The organism is Methylobacterium sp. FF17, assembly GCF_025813715.1.
GTDB classification, from domain to species: Bacteria; Pseudomonadota; Alphaproteobacteria; order Rhizobiales; family Beijerinckiaceae; genus Methylobacterium; species Methylobacterium flocculans.
The window spans coordinates 1,667,691-1,689,542 of record NZ_CP107532.1; the positions used below are offsets into that span (position 1 = coordinate 1,667,691).

Below are 21,852 nucleotides of genomic sequence, written 5' to 3' on the forward strand. Positions count from 1 at the left end.
AAGCTCGGGTGGGGGCGAGGTCGCCTGTCCGCGTCGCGGGCAGCGCTGGATCTCGACAACCAGCGATGTGCATGATGACCGCGGAAACACGCAAGATCCGACTCTACGACGTCGTCGCCGACGACGAAGCAACCGATATGGGTAAAACCGATACCGGGTCGGCGTCCCTCGGCGGCGCGGCCACGCCCTTCAACGACAATGCGCGGGGGATCTCGGCGCGGCCGCTTCCGCAGGAGGGGGAATCCGACGGCGAGGGGTTCACCGCCTCCGCGCCCGAGGGCACCGGCCCGGCGGCCGATGGCTCTGTCCACGTCCGGCGGCGCGGCCCCCTCGTCACGCGCTGGATCGGTTTCGCCGCCCAGCGCCGGCGGGCACAGGCCCGGGTGAGCCGCATGCGGGACCGGCAAGCCTGATCCCGCACCGGCCGGACGGTCCGTCGCGACGTCGGACCGGGCGCGGCCTCACGGCTCGACCCGCAGTGCCTCCCCGATCCCGAGACTGACGAGGGCCTCGGCGAGGGCATCGACCTGGTCCACCGAATGGGCCGCCGAGAACGCCACCCGCAGCCGCGCGGTCCCGGCCGGGACCGTGGGCGGGCGGATCGCCACGACGAGGAAGCCGCGCGCTTCCAGGGCGGCCGAGAGCGCCAGGGCCGTCTCCGCCTCCCCCACCAGCACGGGTACGATCGGACTCGCGGCCTCGGGCAGGCCGAGGCGGGCGGCGAAGCGGCGCGCCAGGGCCAGGGGCCGGGCCGCCCGCTCGGGCTCCGCCTCGACGATCTCCAGGGCCCGCAGCGCCGCCGCCGCCGAGGCCGGCGGCAGGCCGGTGGTGTAGACGAAGCTCCGCGCCCGGCTCGTCATCAGGTCGATCACGGCCCGCGAGGCGCAGAGATAGCCGCCATAGGATCCCAGGGTCTTCGAGAGCGTGCCCATCTCGAGGGGTGCGCGCACGCCCGCCTCCACCACGCCGAGGCCGTGGGCATCGTCCACCAGCGTCCAGGCATCGTGTTCGGCCGCGACGCGGAGGATCGCCTCGACGGGGGCCCGGTCCCCGTCCATGCTGAACACCCGCTCGGTGAGGATCAGCGCCCGTTCGTGCCGGCCGCGCCGGGCGCTCAGGAGCGCGCGCAGGTGCGCGACGTCGTTGTGGCGGAACCGCAGCATCGTCGCGCCCGCGACCTGCGCGCCCGCGAACAGGCAGGAATGTCCGAGCGCATCGACGAGGACGAGGTCCTTCGGCCCCGCCAGCGCCGAAACGATGCCGAGATTCGCCATGTACCCGCTGCCGAAGACGAGGGCCGCTTCCGTGCCCTTGTGTGCGGCCAGCCGCGCCTCCAGGGCCGCCAGCACCGGGTGGTTGCCGGTGACCAGGCGCGAGGCGCCCGCCCCCGCGCCGTAGCGCGCCAGCGCCTCCTGGCCCGCCGCGACGACGCGCGGATCGTCGGAGAGGCCGAGATAGTCGTTGCAGGAGAACGACACCAGGCTGCGCCCCCCCCGCCGGGCCGCCGGGCCGGGCCCCCGCGCGGTTTCGACGAGCCGCCTGCGCAGGGCGCGGGCATCGAGGTCGGCCAGGGTCGCGCGGGCGAAGGCGTCGAGGCTCGACGCCCCGGGGGCGGTCTCGGACGGGCGTTCGGGCGTTGCGGTCACGGAAGACATGCCGTCCGAAGGGGGCGACCGGTCCCGGCTTGTCAAGGCGCGGACGCCGTATCGGTCCCGCCGGACCCCGCCGGCGCGCAGTTAACTGCTTCGCAATGCAATGCGGCGTAGTTTCAATTGCAAGGGGCGCACGAAACCTTGGCGCTCCGGCCCTTTTCCAGGGGCGCCGTGCCCGAGGCATCGGCCCTCACCCGACGGAGCTCACCGACTCATGGCCCTCGATCTCGGCATGCCGATCCTCGTCGTCGACGATTATCAGACGATGGTCCGTATCATCCGCAACCTCCTGAAGCAGCTCGGCTTCGAGGAGGTCGACGACGCCTCCGACGGCACCGCCGCCCTGGCACGCCTGAAGAACCGCAAGTACGGCCTCGTCATCTCCGATTGGAACATGGAGCCGATGACGGGCTACGAGCTGCTGCGCCACGTGCGCGCCGACGAAGCCCTGCGCACCACCCCGTTCATCATGGTCACCGCCGAGTCGAAGACCGAGAACGTCATCGCGGCCAAGAAGGCCGGCGTGAACAACTACATCGTCAAGCCCTTCAACGCCGCCACGCTGAAGAGCAAGATCGAAGCCGTCTGCGGCGCCTGAGCGGGCCCGTTTCGGCCGCTGTGAAAGAACGAGATCGGGGAGCCGGAACCGATGCACATGGCCAAGCAGGCGCGGAAGTCCAGCCCCGCGCCGGAACAGCCTTCGTTGATCCGTGAACTGGTGGAGATCGCGGACTACATCGCTCACCTGCGCAACGAGATCGCCGCGCTGCGCGCCAACGAGCTCACCCGCGATCGCCTGCCGATGGCCCACGAGGAACTCGGCAGCGTGGTGGCCGCCACCGCCGGCGCCACCAACGCCATCATGAACACGGCCGAGGAGATTCTCGGCCTGCCGAACGACAAGAACTACCGCGCCGCCGTCGAGGCGCGGATGAACGACATCTTCGAGGCCTGCACCTTCCAGGACATCACCGGCCAGCGCATCGCCAAGGTGGTGGAGGCCCTGCGCCAGCTCGAGAGTCGGCTCTCGCGTTTCGCCAGCGCCGTGAAGGCCCGCGACGAAGGTGGGATCGACCCGGAGGAGGTGGAGCGCCGGGTCCGCAAGGAACTCCTCATCCTCAACGGCCCGCAGCTCAACGGCCCGGCCGTCGCCCAGGACGAGATCGACGCGCTGTTCGCCTGATTACCAGGTGAGGCGCTCGATCACCGCATCCGGCCGCACCGCCTGGGCGTCGAGCCATCCGGCGATGTCGCCGAGGGTCGCGTGCGCGGCCGAGACCCCGAGCTCCTCGGCATGGATGCCGCGCGCCACCAGCAGGCTGGGAATGCCGAAGGCCGACGCGCCCGCGATGTCGGTGCGCAGGGCGTCACCCACCGCGAGGGTTCGGGCGGGATCCGGCGCCTCGCGCCCGTCGAGGGTGCCCGCCAGGGCGAGGGCGGCCTCGTAGACCGGACGGTGCGGCTTGCCCGCATAGGTCACGCCGCCGCCGAGGGCCTCATAGGCCTCGGCGACGAGCCCGGCGCAGGGGATCAGCAGACCGGCGCGCTCCACCACGAGGTCGGGATTGGCGCAGAGCATGGGCACGTCGCGCGCCCGCAGGCCCTCCAGCGTCGCGCGGTAATCCTCGGCCGTCTCGCGTGTGTCGTCGAACAGCCCCGTGCAGACCACGCGGTCCGCCGCCTCGGCCGGGACCAGCGTCACGTCGAGGCCCGCGAAGATCGTGGCGTCGCGCTCCGGGCCGAGATGGTGGATGCGCTCCCCGGGATGCGCCGAGATCAGCTTGCGGGTGAGGTCGCCCGAGGTCAGGATCGCGTCGTAGGCCTCGCGCGGGATGCCGAACCCGTCGAGGATCGTCTGCACCCCGGCCCAGGGGCGGGGCGCGTTGGAGACCAGCACCACCCGGCGCGGGCGGCCCGCCCCCGGCAGGGCGCGAAAGCGCATCAGCGCGTCGCTGGCGCCCCGGTGCGCGGCGGTGCCGTCGTGCAGGACGCCCCAGACATCGCACAGGATGAGGTCGTAGCCCTCGGCGATCCCGGAAATTCCCCCGAGGGTCGGGACGTGGGCCCGCGCGGGCAGGCCCGGCACGGGGGAGCGATCGGACGTTTGGGTCATGCGGCGGCCCTGAACCTGGAAGCGGAGGGGATCGGCGTCCGGTTAGGCGGGGCGTCCGCGAAAATCAAACGCCTTCCCCGCCTCAGCCGGCGCGGCGCAGGAAATCCCGGAAGGGACGGCGCTGCGGCGGCTCGGGAGCCTCGTTCGGCGTCGGGACGGGCTCCGGCGCCTCGGGCGGCGGGGCGTTCAGCACCTCGGAGCGCACCACGCGGGCCGGCGCGAAGACGCTGCCCTGCGCCAGGGGGACGTCGAGTTCGATGAGGTCGGGCACGTCGGTCTCGCGCTCGACCCCGTCCGCCACGAGGCGGATGCCGGCCCGCGCGAACGCCGCCACGAGGTCCTCGAGGGCGATGTCGGACAGGGTCTGATACGAGCCGGGACGCAGCAGGAGGTCGGCGGGCACCTTCACCTGCGCCACGCCACGGTCGGCGAGCGCCAGGGGATCGAGGCGCAGGTCGAGGGGCCGGTCGAGGATGAACCCGATGCGCCCCCGCAGGTCGGCCAGGGCCCCGGCCTGCTCGGCGTCGAGGCTGCGCCAGCTCGCCTGCGGCAGGGCGAGCATCACCCGTCCCGACAGGTCCGGCTCACCCTCCACGAGGCGCCCGAGCGAGCGCAGGAAGCCCGGCTCGAACAGGGAGCGCGGCGACAGGCCGTAGGCCACCGCCGCCTGGCTGCCGCGCCCGGCGAGATGGCGCGCGATGGTGGCGACGCGCTGAAGCATGCGCCGGTCGAGGTCGGTGGTCCGTCCGTGGCGCTCCAGCACGGGGACGAAGATTTCCGGCGACAGGATCTCGCCCGCCACGCGCAGGCGCGCCAGGGCCTCATAGGAAACCACCTTGCGCTGGGGCAGCGACACGACGGGCTGCAGGTGGACCTCCAGCCCTTGTTCGTCGAAGGCCTCGAGCAGCGCCGCGTCGCGCTCCGGATCGCGGATCGCGGGCGTGGACCGGCCCGGGGCGCGGGGTGTCCAGGGCGGGATGGGGGGAGCCGTGGGCTCCGGACGCCGGGGCGGCGCGACCTGGAGGGAGCGCGGCTCCGGTCGCGCCTCGGCACGGACCACCGCGCGGGCGGGCGGCGGCGGGGGCGCGGCCTTCAGTCCGGCGATCTCGCCGTCCTGCGCCGCGACTACGGCGGCGAGTTCGCGCACGATGCCGCTGAGAAGGCCGATCTCGGCCGTGACCTCCTCGATCCCGGCGCTCAAGCTGCTGGTGTCCGGCGCGGCCTCCGGGCGATCCGCCGGGAGGCCGGCATCGGCGGCCCGCACCTGCTGCTCGGCGATGGCCCGCGCCACCGTCTCGATGCGCAGGAGGCGCTGCGACAGCACGTCGACCTCGCCCGACAGCTTGTCGCAGCGCGCCGCGAGGCGGTTCGCCCGCAATTGGGCGACGAGCCCCAGGATCAGGCCGGCGGCGGCCAGCGCGAGGCTCGCCCCGAGGGGCGTGAAGACCGCCAGGGGCCCGATGAGGCAGAGTCCAAGAAGGCTCGTGGCCCAGAGACTCGTACGCCGGCCGACGATCCGGGCCATCGAAATACGCGATCCTCGCACGCGGGAAACCAGGGACGGGCGCAGACCGCACCGATCCCGTCTTTTGTTACCGAGACGTTTCCCGCCCACAAGGGAGCGGGAGACACGGTGAACGGATTTTCGCGACCTGTGTCCCGCGCCGCGCGCCGCTTCGGCCACGCCGGATGGGCCCTGGTCGGACGGCTCCGCTTGCATCCCGGGGACCCGACGCCAAGATGGAGCGCTGGAACGAGAGCCCGGAGCGGACCTCATGGACGCGATGCCATCGGACCTCCTCATGCAGGTGGAGGGCATGACCTGCGACGGCTGCGCGGCGGCGGTACGCCGGGCGATCCAGCGCGTCGACCCCGAAGCCCGGGTCGCGGTGGACCTCGACCATGGCCGCGTCGCCGTGACCACCACCGCCCAGGCCCTGACCATCGCGGAGGCCCTGAACGATGCCGGATACACGGCCAGCGCCATGACGGGGTGACAGGCGTCTGATCCCGAACAAAATTTTGCTTGCGAATTCAAAATTTCCGACGCGCTTTTGCTTGTTCGTTCGCGCAAACTGGTGTGATCGATAGCGCGTGGCCGTTCGGCCGGTCCGCACGGCCCAACGCCGGCGGATCCGGAACCGGCGGCCGCCGACAAACGCCAGCGGATGTGTTCGGCCCCGCGCCGGGCGCCGCCGCATAAGAAATATCCGGGAGAGACGAAGAATGCCGTCAGATATCGAGATCGCGCGCGCGGCGACACTTCAGCCGATCACCGAGGTTGCCGCCCGCATCGGCATCCCGGACGACGCGTTGCATCATTACGGCCGGCACATCGCCAAGATCGACCACGGCTTCATCAAGGGCCTGGAGGGCAGGCCCGAGGGCAAGCTCGTCCTCGTGACCGCGATCAGCCCGACCCCGGCCGGCGAGGGCAAGACCACCACGACGGTCGGCCTCGGCGACGCGCTCAACCGCATCGGCCAGAAGACCGTGATGTGCCTGCGCGAGCCCTCGCTCGGCCCCTGCTTCGGCATGAAGGGCGGGGCGGCCGGCGGCGGCAAGGCCCAGGTCGTGCCGATGGAGCAGATCAACCTGCACTTCACCGGCGACTTCCACGCCATCACCTCGGCGCACTCGCTCGCGGCGGCGCTGATCGACAATCACGTCTACTGGGCCAACGAGCTCAACATCGACGTGCGCCGCATCCACTGGCGCCGGGTGGTCGACATGAACGACCGGGCGCTGCGCGCCATCACCCAGTCGCTGGGCGGCGTCGCCAACGGCTTCCCGCGCGAGGACGGCTTCGACATCACCGTGGCCTCCGAGGTTATGGCGGTGTTCTGCCTCGCGCGTGACCTCGACGACCTCGAGGCGCGGCTGGGCCGCATCGTCATCGCCGAGACCCGCGACCGCAAGCCGGTGACGCTCAAGGACGTCAAGGCCACGGGCGCCATGACGGTGCTCCTGAAGGACGCGCTGCAGCCCAACCTGGTGCAGACCCTGGAGGGCAACCCCGCCCTCATCCATGGCGGCCCCTTCGCCAACATCGCGCATGGCTGCAACTCGGTGATCGCCACCCGCGCGGGCCTCAAGCTCGGCGACTTCGTGGTCACCGAAGCGGGCTTCGGCGCCGATCTCGGCGCGGAGAAGTTCATCGACATCAAGTGCCGGCAGGCCGGGCTGAAGCCCTCCGCGGTGGTCATCGTCGCCACCGTGCGCGCCCTCAAGATGCATGGCGGCGTCTCGAAGAAGGAACTCGGCAGCGAGAACCTCGACGCCCTCGAGAAGGGCTTCGCGAATCTGGCCCGCCACGTCGCCAACGTGCGCAGCTTCGGCCTGCCGGTGGTGGTCGGCGTCAACCACTTCTACGCGGACACCGATGCCGAGCACGCCCGGCTGAAGGAACTCTGCCGGGACAAGCTCCAGGTCGAAGCGATCACCTGCAAGCACTGGGCGGACGGCGGCGCGGGCGCCGAGGACCTCGCGCATGCGGTGGTCAAGCTCGCGAACGGCGAGCAGAAGCCCCTCAGCTTCGCCTACGAGACCGAGACCAAGCTCACGGACAAGATCCTCGCCATCGCGACCAAGCTCTACGGCGCCGGCGACATCCAGGTGGAATCGAAGGCCGCCACCAAGCTCGCCCAGTTCGAGAAGGACGGCTACGGCCACCTGCCCGTCTGCATGGCCAAGACGCAGTACTCGTTCTCCACCGACCCGAACCTGATGGGCGCGCCCTCGGGCCACCTCATCGCGGTGCGCGACGTGCGCCTGTCGGCGGGCGCGGGCTTCGTCGTGGTGATCTGCGGTGAGATCATGACCATGCCGGGTCTGCCCAAGGTCCCGGCCTCGGAGGGCATCCACCTCGACGCCAACGGGCAGATCGAGGGGCTGTTCTAGCCTGCGCCAAGCGTCGATACAGCCGGCGCGTTTCCCTCTCCCCTCTGGGGGATAGGGTCGATCCCGCGCATCCCAGCGTGATCCGGCACGCGAGCCGTGCTAGCCCGGGCCCATGATCGTCCCGCGTCCCGAGCCCCGACCGTGATCCCCTGGGTCGTCCTCGACACAGCCCCGATTCCGGGCGGGTCCGAATCCCTGCGTCTCCTTCAGCGCGGCACCGAGTTCTCGATCCAGCTCGGGCACAACGAGCTGATGAACAGCCGGCTCAGCGGTTCGGAGGAGGCGCTGGCGACGCTGAGCGCCGCCCGCGTCGGGGCGCGGCGGAACGCGTGCTGGCTGATCGGCGGCTACGGCATGGGCTTCACCCTGCGGGCGGCCCTCGATGCGCTCGCGGACGATGCCCGCATCGTGCTGGCCGAACTCGTGCCGGCGGTGCTGGATTGGGGGCGCGGCCCCCTCGCGGGAATCGCGTCGGATGCGCTCCTCGATCCCCGGGTCGCGGCACGGGTGGCCGATGTCGCGGAGGTGATCCGCGCCGGGCGCAGCACCTACGATGCCATTCTGCTCGACGTGGACAACGGCCCCGACGGGCTCACGCGCAGCGCCAACGACCGGCTCTACGACCCGGCGGGCCTCGCGGCGGCCCGCGCGGCCCTGCGCCCCGGCGGGGTGCTCGCGGTGTGGTCGGCCCATCCCGACGCGGCCTTCACCCAGCGCCTGTCGCGCAGCGGCTTCCGGGTGGAGGAAGTGGGCGTCAGGGCCGGCCGGTCTCGGGGGGCGCGCCACACCATCTGGCTCGCCGCGCGGCCGGATCGGTGAGCCGTCAGGCGCCGGCGCCGCTGCGCTCGCGCCGACGGCTGAGGCGGGTGGCGCCGTAGATTTCGGCGAGCTGGCGCCGGGCAGCCTTGACCGGCGGTTCGTTCCGCTCCGCGCAGGCCGCCGCGATGATGCGCAGGGCGTCCTCCACCGAGCGCTCGAGGCGCACCGCGTCGGCGGGACTCAGGGCCCGTGCGCACGCGTCCGCCGCGCGATCCTGAAACGTGCCGGTCCTGTCCATGCCTCGATCCCTCGTGCGCTCGGATCGTCCTCTGACGGGACGGTTCCAGGCCGGCAGCATCGGGACGGGTCGGGGCGGCAACAAGGCAGCTTGGCCGTGCGGGCTCCGACCATCGCGGACCTTGGCAGAGCGGACCTTGGCAGGGCGGACCTTGGCAGGAACGGGCGGACGCCGCGGTCGCGTCCGCCAGGCTCAGTCGCGCCCCTGGCCCTCGTTGAACTTGTCCCGGCACGTGTACCCGACGAAGCAGGTCGGGTCGTCGCGGGTGCGTTCCCAGGCCGGCTGCGTCGTCTCCGGCAACGGGCAGAAGCCGCCGTCGCGGACGAAGCGCGCGTAGGTCGTCGGCCCGGTGCTCATCACGATGGCGCCGGCCTGCGTCACCAGGGCCGAGGCTTCGGCGCAGGTCAGGGACGGGGTCGCGGGACGCGCCTGCGCGGAGACGGGAAGCAGGGCGGCGCAGACGAGGAAGGTGGGCAGGCTCCACCGGGAAGCGTCCGTCATCTTGCGAGATCTCCACAAGCATCCGGTGCAGGGCACCCGCACCCACGCCCGTCGCGGACGTTCGCGGTCACCATAGCGCCGAGCTCAGGTCCGGCAAAGCCGGCCTCACGCCGCCGTCAGCGCCAGGGTGAAGTCGACGGCCTCGGTGACGCCCTCCTGCCACAGGGAGACCGGGGTGGGGCGGGGGAGATGGACCGCGCCGTCCGCTTCGCCGCCGACGATGCGCAGGTCCGCCCCGACCTTGACCGCCAGTTCGCGCATCGGCCGGTTCCAGGGCAGGCAGCGCACGTGCAGGTCGCGCACGCCGCGATTGCGCGCGGCGGCGGCTATGCGGCGGAACAGGGCCTGGCCGAGCCCCTTGCGGCGATACGCCTTCTCCACGGCGAAGGCCGCTTCGGCCTGCACGCCGAGACGGAAGCCGGTCAGCGGCGCGCTCGCGGGGCGCAACTCGCCGAGCCCCCGCAGGACGCCGTCCACGAAACCACCGAACATCAGGCCCTCCGCGCGCATCGCGCCGTGGGCATAGGTCAGGGCGGCGGCATCGCTCAGGGCGCCCATGAAGCGGTTGGCCCGCGTCTCCGGGTCGAGGCGCAGGAAATAGGCCTCCACCGCCGGACCATCGTTGGGCCACAGGCGACGGATGACGGGATGCAGGGTCGGATGCGTGTCGGGCATCGGGTGCCGGTCTCCGGAAAAAGGGGCGCGCAGGGCGCGCCGGGTCCGGGCGTAGCCTCCCTCAAGGCCCGCATGATGTGGCATCCCTCGAACGCTTGTGCAATGCAGCATGCCGATTCTCGCCGCTCCGCCTGTGCCGGTGTGCGGGTCGTCCGGGGTTGATCCGGGGCGGCGCCCGCGTCAGACCGGGAAGGCCGGCGCGCCCCATCCGGCTCGTTTCCGCCCACCACAGGTCGCCCCGCCGTGAACGCCCCCTCCCCTCAGGGTTCCGCATCCCAGGGTGCCGCACCGTCGAGCCATGCGGTGGCCGGGGCGGTGTCCCCCGGTCCGGTCTTCGAGCGCTACGAGGCCCTCGTCGGGTCCGGCGCCATCGAGCGCGATCCGGCGCAGGTTCTCCTCGTGCGCGCCCTCGACCGGCTGGTGCAGGAGCTCGGCCGGCGCAAGCGTGCCCGCAAGGGCAGCGCGCTCGGCTGGCTGTTCGGTCGCCGGGACGACGCGGCGACACCGCCGAAGGGGCTCTACATCTGGGGGTCGGTGGGGCGTGGCAAGACCATGCTGATGGACCTGTTCCACGAGGCCGCCCCCGAGCCGAAGCGACGGGTGCACTTCCACGGCTTCCTCGCCGACGCGCACGAGCGCATCCATGCCCACCGCCAGGCCCTCAAGGCCGGCACCGCCAAGGGGGACGATCCCATCCCGGTGGTGGCGGACGCGCTGGCCGACGAGGCGACCCTGCTCTGCTTCGACGAATTCACCGTCACCGACATCGCCGACGCGATGATTCTCGGGCGCCTGTTCGCGGCGTTGTTCAAGCGCGGCGTCATCGTGGTGGCGACCTCGAACGTCGAGCCCGCCCGGCTCTACGAGGGCGGGTTGAACCGCGCCCTGTTCCTGCCCTTCGTCGCCGAGCTCCAGGAGCGCGTCGAGGTGCTGCGCCTCGATTCGCGGACGGATTTCCGCCTGGAGAAGCTCGGCGGCGCCTCGGTCTACCACGTGCCGGCGGATCCGGACGCGGACGCGGCGCTCGCCCGCGCCTTCAAGGCACTGACCGGAAAGGCGAAGGGCCGGCCGGCCGTCCTCCGGGTGAAGGGCCGCGACGTCGCCGTGCCGGAGGAGACCGGCGGCGTGGCCCACTTCAGCTTCGCGGATCTCTGCGCCCAGCCGCTCGGCGCCTCCGACTACATGGCGGTGGCCCGCGCCTTCCACACCGTGATCGTCGCCGACATTCCGGTGATGGGGCCCGACAACCGCAACGAGGCCAAGCGCTTCATCACCCTGGTGGACACCCTCTACGACGCCCACGTGAAGCTCATCGCCTCGGCGGCGGCCGAGCCGCAGGGCCTCTACACCGCCACCGAGGGGCGCGAGGCCTTCGAGTTCGACCGCACGGTCTCGCGCCTGATCGAGATGCGCTCGTCGGAATACCTCGCCCTGCCGCACGGTGCCGGGGATTCCGAAGCAAGCGGATCGAGCAGCGGCCTCGTCGAGACGTAGAACCTCCGGTAGCCGCGCCTGCTGCCGGGAATCGCGAAGATCTTCTCTCCCCCGGGAAGAGCCGGGAATAGCAACGCGCGAGCGAGCCCTTCGGATCGGCGGTTTTCATCCACCTCGTGCGCAACGGCACATCGAGGCCGGATCGGCGAAACCGTGACGGATGACGGCACCGGTGTCCGGTTGCGCTGCAGCGGCGCCAGCGTTATAAGTGTATTCATTCCGAGGTACGGGGCGTGGGGGCTTCGTGCGCTGCGACGGCACTCCTCTGCGAGATGCCGGATCCGCCGCCGTGCTTCAGGACATCCCAACGCGGCACGGCGATCCCCGTCGCGCGCGCCCGACGCCCGACATGTGACCCCGACGGCCCGATCGCCGGTTGATGGATTGGCGTGATGCCGATCCCGACCGGCCCGTGGCCTGATCCATGACAGGATACACCGATGATCAAACTGACCGTGAACGGAGCTGAACGCAGCTTCGACGGCGACCCCGACATGCCGCTGCTCTGGTACCTGCGCGACGAGGTCGGACTCACCGGAACCAAGTTCGGATGCGGGCAGGCGCTGTGCGGCGCCTGTACCATCCATGTGGGCGGCTCGGCCGTGCGCGGCTGCGTCACCCCCGTCTCGGCGGCCGAGGGGCAGGCCGTCGTCACCATCGAGGGCCTGTCCCCCGACGGCAACCATCCGGTCCAGGTGGCCTGGCGCGACCTCAACGTGTCGCAATGCGGCTACTGCCAGTGCGGGCAGATGATGCAGGCCGCTTCCCTCCTCACCGACACCCCGAAGCCCACCGACGCGCAGATCGACGAGGCGATGAGCGGGAACCTGTGCCGCTGCGGCACCTACCCGCGCATCCGCGCCGCGATCCACCAGGCCGCGGGTCAAGCACCTGCCGCGAATAAGGGAGAGCGCCTGTGATCCACGAAGCTCAGACCATGGCGGACCGCGCCACCGCGCCGGCCGTCGCCGACGTCACCCCCACCGAGGCGACCGCCTCCAGCGCCCTCGCCAATGTCAGCCGCCGCGCCATGCTCGGCGGCATGGGCGCCCTGGTGCTGGCCCTGTCCTGGCGTGACCCGGCCCGGGCCGAGGACAAGAAGGACGAGCCGAAGAAGTACGGCGCCGATGCCATGCCGCATGGCTGGCAGGACGACCCGAAGGTGTTCGTCGCGATTCAGCCCGACGGCACCGTGACGGTGACCTGCCACCGCTCCGAGATGGGCCAGGGTGTGCGCACCTCCGTCGCCCTGGTGGTCGCCGACGAGCTCGAGGCCGACTGGTCCAAGGTGAAGGTCGCCCAGGCCTGGGGAGACGAAGCCCGCTTCGGCAACCAGGACACCGACGGCTCGCGCTCGCTCCGCCACTTCTTCCCGCACCTGCGCCACGCGGGCGCCGCCGCCCGGGCCATGCTGGTCCAGGCCGCCGCCAAGCAGTGGGGCGTGCCGGTCGGCGAGGTGAAGGCCGAGAACCACGTGCTCACCCACGCCAAGTCGAAGCGGACCCTCGGCTACGGCGAGATCGCGGCGGCCGCCGCCGAATTGCCGGTGCCGGCCCGCGAGAGCGTGGTGCTCAAGAAGCAGGAGGCCTTCCGCTACATCGGCAAGGGCAAGATCGGCCTCATCGACAACCACGACTTCACCACCGGCCGCGCGATGTACGGCATCGACACCCGTCTCGACGGGATGCTGTACGCCCTGGTCGCCCGCCCGCCGGTCTACGGCGGCAAGGTGGTGAGCTTCGACGATTCCGAGGCCAAGAAGGTCGCCGGCGTCGTGAAGATCTTCAAGATCGACACGCCCGAGATCCCTTCCGAGTTCCAGCCGGTCGGCGGCGTCGCCGTGGTGGCCAAGAACACCTGGGCGGCGATGAAGGCCCGCGACGCCCTGAAGATCACCTGGGACGACGGCCCGAACGCCGGCTACGATTCCGTCGCCTTCCGGGGCGAACTGGAGAAGGCGGCCCGCGCCCCCGGCAAGGTCGTGCGCGACCAGGGCGACGTCGCCGGTGCGATGGCCAAGGCCAAGAAGAGGGTCGAGGCCGAGTACTTCGTGCCCCATCTCGTCCAGGCCCCGCTCGAGCCGCCGGCCGCCACCGTGCGGATCAAGGACGGGTTCTGCGAAGCCTGGGCCTGCACGCAGGCTCCCCAGGCCACGCATGACCGGCTCGCCAAGAAGCTGAACCTGCCCGCCGACAAGGTGCGGGTGAACGTGACGCTGCTCGGCGGCGGCTTCGGCCGCAAGTCGAAGCCCGACTACGTGCTGGAGGCGGCCCTCTGCAGCCAGGCCGTGGACGGCGCCCCGGTCAAGCTGATCTGGACCCGCGAGGACGACCTCCATCACGGCTACTACCACACCATCTCGGTGGAGCGGCTGGAGGCCGGGCTCGACGACAAGGGCATGCCGGTCGCCTGGCTGCACCGCTCGGCGGCGCCCACCATCGGCTCGATCTTCGCGCCCGACCCCAAGCACGAGCTGCCCTTCGAGCTCGGCATGGGCCTGACCAACACGCCGCTCAACATCCCCAACATCCGCCTCGAGAACCCGGGCGCGGATGCCCATGTGCGCATCGGCTGGTTCCGCTCGGTCTCGAACATCCCGCACGCCTTCGCGATCCAGTCCTTCGTGGCGGAACTCGCGCATGCGGCGGGAAAGGACCCGAAGGACTACCTGCTCGCGCTCCTCGGCCCCGACCGGGTCATCGACCCGACCAGCATCAGCGACGTCTGGAACTACGGCGAGGATCCGGCCCGCTACCCGATCGACACGGGGCGCCTGCGCCGGACCATCGAGGCGGCGGCCAAGGGCATCGGCTGGGGCCGCAAGATGGAGAAGGGCACCGGCCTCGGCATCGCCGGCCACTACAGCTTCGTCACCCACACGGCGGTGGCGGCGGAGGTGGCGGTCGGCCCGAAGGGCGAGGTGCAGGTCAAGCGCGTCGACATCGCCGTCGATTGCGGGCCGCAGGTCAACCCGGAGCGGATCCGTTCGCAGATGGAGGGCGCGGTGGTCATGGGCATGGGCCTCGCGCTCTCGGCCGAGATCACCTTCAAGGACGGGCGTGCGCAGCAGAACAACTTCGACGGCTACGAGATCACCCGCATCGACGCGGCGCCGAAGGAGATCCACGTCCACCTGCTGCCGAACCCGAACTTCGACGCTCCGCTGGGTGGCGTCGGTGAGCCCGGCGTGCCGCCCGTGGCCCCGGCGATCGCCAACGCGATCTTCGCCGCCACCGGTCGCCGCATCCGGCAATTGCCGATCCGCGATCAGCTGAGCGCCTGATCCCGAATCGCATCGCGACGACGGCACGGCCCCGGGCCTCTAGCCCGGGTCCGTGTCCGTGCATCCTCGGCCCTGCCGGGTCGGGTGAGCGAATCGGATGCACGGACGGGTTTTCCGGAACCCGGGGGGAGCCACGCCCCGATTCGCACGGTTGACCTTCGATCGGGGACGGCCCGGTTCGGGCCGTCCCCTCCCGACACATTCAAGGACAGTGATCGATGACGCGTTTCGTGTGGCCAGTCGCCGGGTTTCTCGCCGCCGGTCTCCTCGCCGCGAGCACGGCTTCCGCCCTCGCCTCCCCGTGCGGGGATCGAATCGCCAAGCTCGAAGGACCGGTGAAGGATCTGGCCAAGGAGGCGATCTCGGCCAACACCAGCGGCAAGGCCGCGGCCAGTGCCCGCGGCGGTCAGGGCATCACGGGAAGCGGCGGCGGCGCGTCGGCGGAGGCGGCGCCCCCCGAGAAATCGGCGGAGGCCGGACAGGGCGGCGACAAGGCGTTGCAGGCGAAGGTGGCCCTCGACGAGGCGCGTACGGCGGACCAGAAGGGTGACGCCAAGGCCTGCGGCGAAGCGGTCGACCGGGCACAGAAGCAGGTCGACAGCGCGCCCTGAGTCGCGCGGGACCCTGGCGGTCCGAGGGGCGGGGACGGAGATGTCCCCGCGTCCCGGCGTGGACCGGGCTTGAGGATCGTCCGGGCAGCGCTCCGTCCGGCCGTCGCGAGGGAGCACCCGCGAACGCCCATCGGATCGCTGCACGAGGCGGCTTCGCGGAGCGGCGTTCCGTCTTCCGCGTGCGCCGCGCGGGCTTCTCGATCTCGTCCCCGGCCGGATCGACCGGAGCCGGTCTCAGGCCGTGGCGACCGCCGACAGGGCGTGATTGTTGCCGTTCAGGCCGGCACAGAGATCGTCGATCTCTGCAATATCCAGAGCCTCGCCGGACTCGCTGGCGATAGCGTCGATCAGGTGATCCTGATGCGGGCTAAAAGGATGTCCCTGCAGCCGGTAAAATTGGTAGTAGCGCAGTGCAGCCAATACAGCATCGCGCTCCCGGTCGGTGATGGTAATATTCTGCATGCCGGTGATATGTCCCGTAATTGGTTGCGGGAGGCTGGAAAACAACCACTCTGTGGCGCCGTGAGCTTGTGCTTTGTAAGCGCGTTCGGACGGATTCGTCCACAACCGGAAACGCTTCGTTAGCCCTTCCAGTGCAAGCGGAACGCCATCGCGCCGCCCCAAGTCGTTGGCCGGACGCCTTTTCCGGATCGGGGCCGGTCCGAGGTTTTTTTTAATCGCCTGCGGGCATGAAATCGGATTGACAACGTTTGATAGTCGGCAACCGGGCGGGCCCCAGTCCACCCGCCCGGGGCCGTTTGCATCAAATTGTTCTTAACCTCCCCGTGGCATCCTGAGTCCCTCAGTCGGTCGCCCTGCCCTGGCAGCACGCGATCCGGCGCGGCCGGGGTCCGCTTCATGTCCAAGACCCGCAGCTCCAACATCTGCAGCGATGGCGCATCCGTCCCGAGTGGCCCCCGTCCGGGGCCGCCGCCCCTCAATGCGGGTATCCGGCGTCACCTGGGCCTCAGCCTCCGGAGCTTCTACGCCGCGTTCCTGACCGAGCCGCCCGGCACGCGCATCGAGGCTCTGTTGAGCCGCCTGGGCAAATCCAAGCCGTAGGGGGTTCGCCTTCGCTCGGTGGCAGATCACCCGGCTGTGATCCGTTTACCGCGTTGCCGAAGGTTCGGCGGGAGGGCGCCGGAATTCACTGACGATTCAGGCTGGAAACGCTACGAGACAGGCCTGCCTTCGGCGTGCATCCCGCCGCGCCCCCTCGCGAAGAACCCCATGCTCGTGCTCGCCCTCGTCGTCGCCGGCAACATCCTGCTGGCGTCTCTGTTCTCGCTCATCGCCGTCGCGGCGGACTGAGCGGACGGCCCCCTCGCGCCGTCCATCCGGGCGGAACGCGCACGCGTCGCGGGAACGGACCCGCTCCCGCGGTCACAACCGAATCACCCCTGTCGCGGCGGGTGCCCAGCGTGGCCGGAACGTGTCACCGACCTGATTCGGCGGGCGCGCGGCATATCCACAGCACCCGTCCGACCGCCCCGCCCGTACCAGGGCCTGACCGTGCGTCACCGGACCTCCCGATCAGCCCTCGATCCCGCCTCAGCGTCCCCTCCGTGCTGGAGACCGCAGCGGCCTGACGGACCCGGCGATTCCGGCCGCGCGTCGTGCCGGCCGAACCCATCTCCATCCGTCCGCCGAGATCCGACGCGCGAAGACCGCAGCCGCTGGGAATGTTCTTTCTAAAGAACCGGGTCCCACGCATGTTTTGTTCTCTCACCGCACCACTCGGGAGCATTGCGTTCTCCCTCGGAGCAGATCCGCCCTGTGGTTCGCGTGCCAGGAGGAACAAAGCTCCTGCCTGACGGTCGGGGCAGCGCAGCCCGTGCTTGACAATGTTCTTTAAAAAGAACGAAACCCGGGCATCGATCGGGGCGCGGAGCCCCCGGTCGCGACGTGCCAACAGATGCTCGGAGACGCTCGTGAGCGAGAACTCATCCAGGACCACCGGACGCACCCGCACGCGCCGCCACGCGGTGCTGCTCGGGGCGACGCTTGCCGTCTCGCTCCTCGCTCCATCCCTCGCCTGCGCCCAGACCGAGCTCCTGAACGTCTCCTACGATCCGACGCGTGAACTCTATCGCGAGATCAACGCGGCCTTCACCGAGGAGTGGAAGGCCAAGACCGGCGAGACCGTCACCGTGCGCGTCGCCCATGGCGGCTCCGGCTCGCAGGCGCGGACCGTGATCGACGGCATTCCGGCCGACGTGGTGACCCTCGGCATCCCCTCCGACATCGACGCGATCAGCCGCATCTCGAAGAAGATCGTGCCGGACTGGCGCACCAAGCTGCCGAACGAGGGCCTGCCCTACACCTCCACGGTGGTCTTCCTCGTGCGCAAGGGCAACCCGAAGGGCGTGAAGGACTGGGGCGACCTCGTCAAACCCGACATCAAGGTCATCACCCCGAACCCGAAGACCTCGGCCGGCGGGCGCTGGAACTTCCTCGCCGCCTGGGGCTACGCCTACGAGCAGCAGGGCAAGGACGCCGAGAAGGCCAATGCCTTCGTGGGCGAGGTCTACAAGAACGTGCCCGTGCTCGACACCGGCGCGCGCGGCTCCACCGTGACCTTCGCGCAGAGGGGCCTGGGCGACGTGCTGCCCACCTGGGAGAACGAGGCCTACCTCACCCTCGAGGAGTTCGGTCGCGACAAGTTCGACGTGGTGGTGCCGCCGACCTCGATCTACGCCGAGCCCCCCGTCGCCCTCGTCGACGCCAACGTCGACAAGAAGGGAACCCGCAAGCAGGCCGAGGCTTATCTTCAGTTCCTCTATTCGGACCGGGCGCAGGCCATCTTCGCCAAGCACCATTACCGCCCGATCAAGCGCGCGGCGGCCAAGCCCGAGGATCTGGCGCAGATCCCCGAGCTGAAGCTGTTCAAGATCGAGGACCTGCAGGGCGACTGGGACGCGATCCAGAAGAAGAACTTCGACAACGGGGGCCTGTTCGACCAGCTGAGCAAGGCGGGACGCTGAGTCCACGCCCCCGTCTCCCCCGCCCCGCCTCGGGATGGGGGACCGCGACCTGAGCAGGATACCACCATGGCCCCGCCCGCCCGCGCCAGACGGCGCTTTCGCCAACCGAGCGTGATCCCGGGTTTCGGGCTCACCTTCGGCTACACCCTGACCTGCCTCGGGCTGATCGTGCTGCTGCCGCTCGCAGCCCTGGTCACCCGCGCCTCGGGACTCGGGCTCTCGGGGATCTGGGAGGTCGCCACCGATCCGCGCGTGGCGAGCGCCCTGCGCGTCAGCTTCGGCGTGTCCCTCCTCGCGGCGCTCACGGCCTCGGTGTTCGGCTTCCTCATCGCCTGGGTGCTGACGCGCTACACCTTCCCGGGACGCAAGATCGTCGATGCGGTGGTCGACCTGCCCTTCGCGCTGCCGACCGCCGTCGCCGGCATCGCCCTGGCCTCGCTCTACGCCCCCAACGGCCTCGTCGGCGCGCAGCTCGCCCGCCTCGGAATCCAGGCGGCCTACACGCCGGTGGGCATCTACATCGCCATGGTGTTCATCGGCCTGCCCTTCGCGGTGCGGACCGTGCAGCCGCTCATCGCCGAGATCGACAAGGAGGTCGAGGAGGCCTCCGCCACCCTGGGTGCGGGCCGCGCCCACACCCTGGTGCGGGTGGTGCTGCCGCCGCTGATCCCGGCGGTGCTGACCGGCTTCGCCCTCGCCTTCGCGCGTGGGGTCGGCGAGTACGGCTCGATCATCTTCATCGCGGGCAACCTGCCCTACGTCTCCGAGATCGCGCCGCTCCTCATCGTCATCAAGCTGTCCGAGTTCGATTACGGCGGCGCCTGCGCCATCGCCACGATCATGCTCGGCATCTCCTTCCTCACCCTGCTCGCCATCAACCTGATCCAGGCCTGGAGCCGGCGGAGATTCGGCTATGTCTGAGACCTTCGCACCCGTCGCCCTGAGCGAGGCGCGCCCCGCGAGCGTCGTCACCGAGGGACGCTGGATCCGCGTGGTGCTGATCGCGACCGCGATCGTGTTCCTCGCGCTGTTCCTGGTCCTGCCGCTGCTCACCGTGTTCGCCCAGGCCTTCGCCAAGGGGGTCGACGCGTATCTGGCCGCCTTCACGGAGACCGACGCCCACGCGGCGATCCGGCTGACCCTGCTGACCGCGGCCATCGCGGTGCCGTTCAACCTCGTCTTCGGGATCATGGCCTCCTGGGCCATCGCCAAGTTCGAGTTCTGGGGCAAGAACCTGCTCGTCACCCTGATCGACCTGCCGTTCTCGGTCTCGCCGGTTGTCTCGGGGCTGATCTACGTGCTGGTCTTCGGGGCACAGGGACTGCTCGGGCCCTGGCTCCTGTCCCACGACGTCCAGGTCATCTTCGCGGTGCCGGGCATCGTGCTCGCCACCATCTTCGTGACCTTCCCGTTCGTCGCCCGCCAGCTCATCCCGCTGATGCAGGAGCAGGGCACGGCGGAAGAGGAGGCGGCCCTGACGCTCGGCGCCTCCGGCTGGCACGCCTTCCGAACGGTGACGCTGCCCAACATCCGCTGGGGCCTCCTCTACAGCGTGCTCCTCTGCAATGCCCGCGCGATGGGCGAGTTCGGCGCGGTCTCGGTGGTCTCCGGCCATATCCGGGGGCTCACCAACACCCTGCCGCTCCACGTGGAGATCCTCTACAATGAGTACAACTTCGTTGCCTCTTTCGCCGTCGCCAGCCTCCTTGCCGGGCTCGCCCTCGTCACCCTCCTCGTCAAGTCGCTCCTCGAATGGCGCTACGCCGACGAGATCGCGGCCGGTGCACGCCGCCACTGACGGGGCCGCCGGCTCCACCGCCATCCGCGTCGAGAACCTGTCGAAGACCTTCGACACGGCGGCCGTGCTGCACGACTTCTCCCTGGACGTGCGGGCGGGCGAGCTGCTGGCGCTGCTCGGGCCCTCGGGTTCGGGCAAGACCACGCTGCTGCGCATCATCGCCGGCCTCGATTTTCCCGATGACGGCCGCATCGTGTTCGGGGCCGAGGACGCGACGAAACTCCCCGTGCAGCAGCGCGCGGTGGGCTTCGTGTTCCAGCACTACGCCCTGTTCAAGCACATGAGCGTGGCCGACAACATTGCCTACGGCCTCAACGCCCGGAAGCGCTCCGAGCGCCCGGCCAAGGCCGAGATCAAGCGCCGGGTCGGCGACCTCCTCGACCTCATCAAGCTGTCGGGCTTCGCCGACCGCTACCCGAGCCAGCTCTCCGGAGGCCAGCGCCAGCGCATCGCGCTCGCCCGCGCGCTGGCGGTGGAACCCCGCGTCCTGCTGCTGGACGAGCCCTTCGGCGCCCTCGACGCCCAGGTCCGGAAAGACCTGCGCCGCTGGCTGCGCGAGATCCACGACCGCACCGGCCAGACCACGATCTTCGTCACCCACGACCAGGACGAGGCCCTGGAACTCTCCGACCGCGTCGCGGTGCTCGACAAGGGCCGCCTCGAGCAGGTCGGTACGCCGGACGAGGTGCAGGAAGCCCCGGTCTCCGCCACCGTGCTGAAGTTCCTCGGCGACACCATCGAGGTCGAGGCGATCGCGCAGGGCCGTGAGGTCCGCGTCGACGGCCGCCTGACCCCCGTGCGGGCGCCGGACGGCCTCGTGGGCCCGGTCAAGCTCTACGCCCGGCCCTGGCAGCTCCAGTTCGCCGACGGCGATCAGGCCCATCTCCGGGGCGTCGTGCGCTCCTCCTACCGGACGCAGGGGCGCCAGCGCATCGAGGTCGACCGGCCCGAGGGCAGGACCGTGGTGGTGGAGGCCGCCGACACCAACCGCTTCGCCGCCGGCAGCCCCGTCGGCCTGCGGATCATCGGCGGTCACGTCTTCCCGAACTGACGGGAATCACCTTGCACTCGCCCACGTGATCGGGTGTGACTGCCGCCGTCGAATCAGTCAGGGGGCAGCATGTCGGGTGGTCACGGGGCGGGCGGAAGTTCGAACAAGCGCGTCGCGCTGCTGATCTCGGTGCTGGCGCTGTTCCTGGCCCTGGCCGAGACCCTGGCCAAGGGCGCGCAGACGGACGCGCTCGGCGCCAACGTCGAGGCCTCCAACCAATGGGCCTATTTCCAGGCTCGCACCATCCGGGGCACGATCCTCAAGACCGCCGACGAGACGCTGGCCCTGCTGCCGGCGGACGCCGCCAATGCCGAAGCGGTGAAGGCCAAGCGCGCCGAATGGGCCAAGACCATGGCCCGCTGGGACAGCGAGCCCGCCACCGGCGAGGGCCGCAAGGAACTGGCGGAGAAGGCGCGCCGCTCCGGGGAGGTGCGCGACCTCGCCCTCCACCGCTACCATCACTACGAGATCGCCTCGGCGGCCTTCCAGATCGGCATCGTGCTGGCCTCGGCCGAGGTCATCACGGGCATCTTCGCGCTGGTGGTCGGGGGCGGGCTGCTTGGGGTGGCCGGGTTGGCGCTGCTGGCCTTCGGACATTACGCGCCGCACGCGCTGCCGTTCTTTCATTAAGGCGCTATCAATCACACAAATTACGCATCAAGTTTAGGTCCGGATTGGTTTCTGACCCTGAGCCCCGCCGAACCTGTTCAAGACGATATTCAGAGAAAATTTC

The 21,852-nt window shown here is 70.4% G+C and carries 23 protein-coding genes; 16 read left to right on the forward strand and 7 right to left on the reverse strand.

Annotation, left to right across the window (positions count from 1 at the left end; all coding sequences use genetic code 11):
- Window positions 1–71: 71 nt before the first annotated feature.
- Entirely contained in the window at window positions 72–413 is a 342-nt protein-coding gene (locus OF380_RS07685) for a hypothetical protein (protein WP_264050185.1), read from the forward strand.
- A gap of 48 nt (window positions 414–461) precedes the next feature.
- Here the strand turns inward: OF380_RS07685 and OF380_RS07690 are convergent, their stop codons facing one another.
- Window positions 462–1,646 (reverse strand): aminotransferase class I/II-fold pyridoxal phosphate-dependent enzyme, encoded by a 1,185-nt coding sequence (locus tag OF380_RS07690; RefSeq protein ID WP_264050186.1) that lies wholly within the window; start codon window positions 1,644–1,646, stop codon window positions 462–464.
- A gap of 220 nt (window positions 1,647–1,866) precedes the next feature.
- On the opposite strand from OF380_RS07690, the gene OF380_RS07695 reads away from it, so the two are divergent.
- Window positions 1,867–2,250, forward strand: coding sequence for a response regulator (locus OF380_RS07695; RefSeq protein WP_018046001.1), 384 nt, complete (start codon window positions 1,867–1,869; stop codon window positions 2,248–2,250).
- Window positions 2,251–2,301: 51 nt separating this feature from the next.
- Complete coding sequence (locus tag OF380_RS07700; protein ID WP_264050188.1) at window positions 2,302–2,835, forward strand: protein phosphatase CheZ; 534 nt, start codon at window positions 2,302–2,304, stop codon at window positions 2,833–2,835.
- Here OF380_RS07700 and OF380_RS07705 read toward each other — a convergent pair whose 3' ends face one another.
- On the reverse strand, window positions 2,836–3,765 hold the full coding sequence (locus tag OF380_RS07705) for a TIGR01459 family HAD-type hydrolase (protein WP_264050189.1): 930 nt from the start codon (window positions 3,763–3,765) through the stop codon (window positions 2,836–2,838).
- Between the two features lie 82 nt (window positions 3,766–3,847).
- On the reverse strand, window positions 3,848–5,290 hold the full coding sequence (locus OF380_RS07710; protein WP_264050190.1) for an EAL domain-containing protein: 1,443 nt from the start codon (window positions 5,288–5,290) through the stop codon (window positions 3,848–3,850).
- 250 nt (window positions 5,291–5,540) lie between these two features.
- Between OF380_RS07710 and OF380_RS07715 the strand changes: the two genes are divergently transcribed.
- From OF380_RS07715 to OF380_RS07725, 3 genes are all read left to right on the forward strand, one after another.
- A complete protein-coding gene (locus OF380_RS07715) occupies window positions 5,541–5,762 on the forward strand; it encodes a heavy-metal-associated domain-containing protein (protein WP_264050191.1) in 222 nt (73 codons plus the stop codon).
- Window positions 5,763–5,991: 229 nt separating this feature from the next.
- The gene (locus tag OF380_RS07720) at window positions 5,992–7,665 is read left to right on the forward strand and encodes a formate--tetrahydrofolate ligase (RefSeq protein ID WP_264050192.1); all 1,674 of its coding nucleotides are present in this window, start codon (window positions 5,992–5,994) and stop codon (window positions 7,663–7,665) included.
- Between the two features lie 141 nt (window positions 7,666–7,806).
- Complete coding sequence (locus tag OF380_RS07725; RefSeq protein ID WP_264050193.1) at window positions 7,807–8,484, forward strand: spermidine synthase; 678 nt, start codon at window positions 7,807–7,809, stop codon at window positions 8,482–8,484.
- Window positions 8,485–8,488: 4 nt separating this feature from the next.
- Here the strand turns inward: OF380_RS07725 and OF380_RS07730 are convergent, their stop codons facing one another.
- From OF380_RS07730 to OF380_RS07740, 3 genes are all read right to left on the reverse strand, one after another.
- Window positions 8,489–8,722 (reverse strand): hypothetical protein, encoded by a 234-nt coding sequence (locus OF380_RS07730; protein WP_264050194.1) that lies wholly within the window; start codon window positions 8,720–8,722, stop codon window positions 8,489–8,491.
- Window positions 8,723–8,914: 192 nt separating this feature from the next.
- The gene (locus OF380_RS07735) at window positions 8,915–9,223 is read right to left on the reverse strand and encodes a hypothetical protein (RefSeq protein ID WP_264050195.1); all 309 of its coding nucleotides are present in this window, start codon (window positions 9,221–9,223) and stop codon (window positions 8,915–8,917) included.
- A 105-nt stretch (window positions 9,224–9,328) separates the two neighbouring features.
- A complete protein-coding gene (locus OF380_RS07740) occupies window positions 9,329–9,898 on the reverse strand; it encodes a GNAT family N-acetyltransferase (RefSeq protein WP_264050196.1) in 570 nt (189 codons plus the stop codon).
- A 303-nt stretch (window positions 9,899–10,201) separates the two neighbouring features.
- Here OF380_RS07740 and zapE point away from each other — a divergent pair, with 303 nt between their 5' ends.
- From zapE to OF380_RS07760, 4 genes are all read left to right on the forward strand, one after another.
- The gene (gene zapE, locus OF380_RS07745; RefSeq protein WP_264051231.1) at window positions 10,202–11,392 is read left to right on the forward strand and encodes a cell division protein ZapE; all 1,191 of its coding nucleotides are present in this window, start codon (window positions 10,202–10,204) and stop codon (window positions 11,390–11,392) included.
- A gap of 440 nt (window positions 11,393–11,832) precedes the next feature.
- Window positions 11,833–12,312, forward strand: a complete 480-nt coding sequence (locus tag OF380_RS07750; protein WP_264050197.1) for a (2Fe-2S)-binding protein — start codon at window positions 11,833–11,835, stop codon at window positions 12,310–12,312.
- Window positions 12,309–14,675: a xanthine dehydrogenase family protein molybdopterin-binding subunit gene (locus tag OF380_RS07755; RefSeq protein ID WP_264050198.1), complete on the forward strand. Its 2,367-nt coding sequence runs from the start codon at window positions 12,309–12,311 to the stop codon at window positions 14,673–14,675. Before OF380_RS07750 ends, OF380_RS07755 begins: the two co-directional genes overlap by 4 nt.
- 218 nt (window positions 14,676–14,893) lie before the next feature.
- Window positions 14,894–15,286, forward strand: a complete 393-nt coding sequence (locus OF380_RS07760) for a hypothetical protein (RefSeq protein ID WP_264050199.1) — start codon at window positions 14,894–14,896, stop codon at window positions 15,284–15,286.
- Between the two features lie 234 nt (window positions 15,287–15,520).
- Here the strand turns inward: OF380_RS07760 and OF380_RS07765 are convergent, their stop codons facing one another.
- Window positions 15,521–15,748: a hypothetical protein gene (locus OF380_RS07765; RefSeq protein WP_264050200.1), complete on the reverse strand. Its 228-nt coding sequence runs from the start codon at window positions 15,746–15,748 to the stop codon at window positions 15,521–15,523.
- Between the two features lie 618 nt (window positions 15,749–16,366).
- On the opposite strand from OF380_RS07765, the gene OF380_RS07770 reads away from it, so the two are divergent.
- From OF380_RS07770 to OF380_RS07795, 6 genes are all read left to right on the forward strand, one after another.
- On the forward strand, window positions 16,367–16,597 hold the full coding sequence (locus tag OF380_RS07770) for a hypothetical protein (protein WP_264050201.1): 231 nt from the start codon (window positions 16,367–16,369) through the stop codon (window positions 16,595–16,597).
- 674 nt (window positions 16,598–17,271) lie between these two features.
- Window positions 17,272–18,270, forward strand: a complete 999-nt coding sequence (locus tag OF380_RS07775) for a sulfate ABC transporter substrate-binding protein (RefSeq protein WP_264051232.1) — start codon at window positions 17,272–17,274, stop codon at window positions 18,268–18,270.
- Between the two features lie 66 nt (window positions 18,271–18,336).
- Window positions 18,337–19,191, forward strand: coding sequence for a sulfate ABC transporter permease subunit CysT (cysT, locus tag OF380_RS07780; RefSeq protein WP_264050202.1), 855 nt, complete (start codon window positions 18,337–18,339; stop codon window positions 19,189–19,191).
- Window positions 19,184–20,068 carry a sulfate ABC transporter permease subunit CysW gene (gene cysW / locus OF380_RS07785; RefSeq protein ID WP_264050203.1) on the forward strand — a complete coding sequence of 295 codons (885 nt, stop codon included), beginning with the start codon at window positions 19,184–19,186 and terminating at the stop codon, window positions 20,066–20,068. The genes cysT and cysW overlap by 8 nt, the downstream gene beginning before the upstream one ends.
- Window positions 20,052–21,119: a sulfate/molybdate ABC transporter ATP-binding protein gene (locus OF380_RS07790; RefSeq protein ID WP_404810552.1), complete on the forward strand. Its 1,068-nt coding sequence runs from the start codon at window positions 20,052–20,054 to the stop codon at window positions 21,117–21,119. The genes cysW and OF380_RS07790 overlap by 17 nt, the downstream gene beginning before the upstream one ends.
- Before the next feature lie 69 nt (window positions 21,120–21,188).
- Window positions 21,189–21,749, forward strand: a complete 561-nt coding sequence (locus OF380_RS07795) for a DUF4337 domain-containing protein (protein ID WP_264050204.1) — start codon at window positions 21,189–21,191, stop codon at window positions 21,747–21,749.
- The last annotated feature ends 103 nt before the right edge of the window (window positions 21,750–21,852 follow it).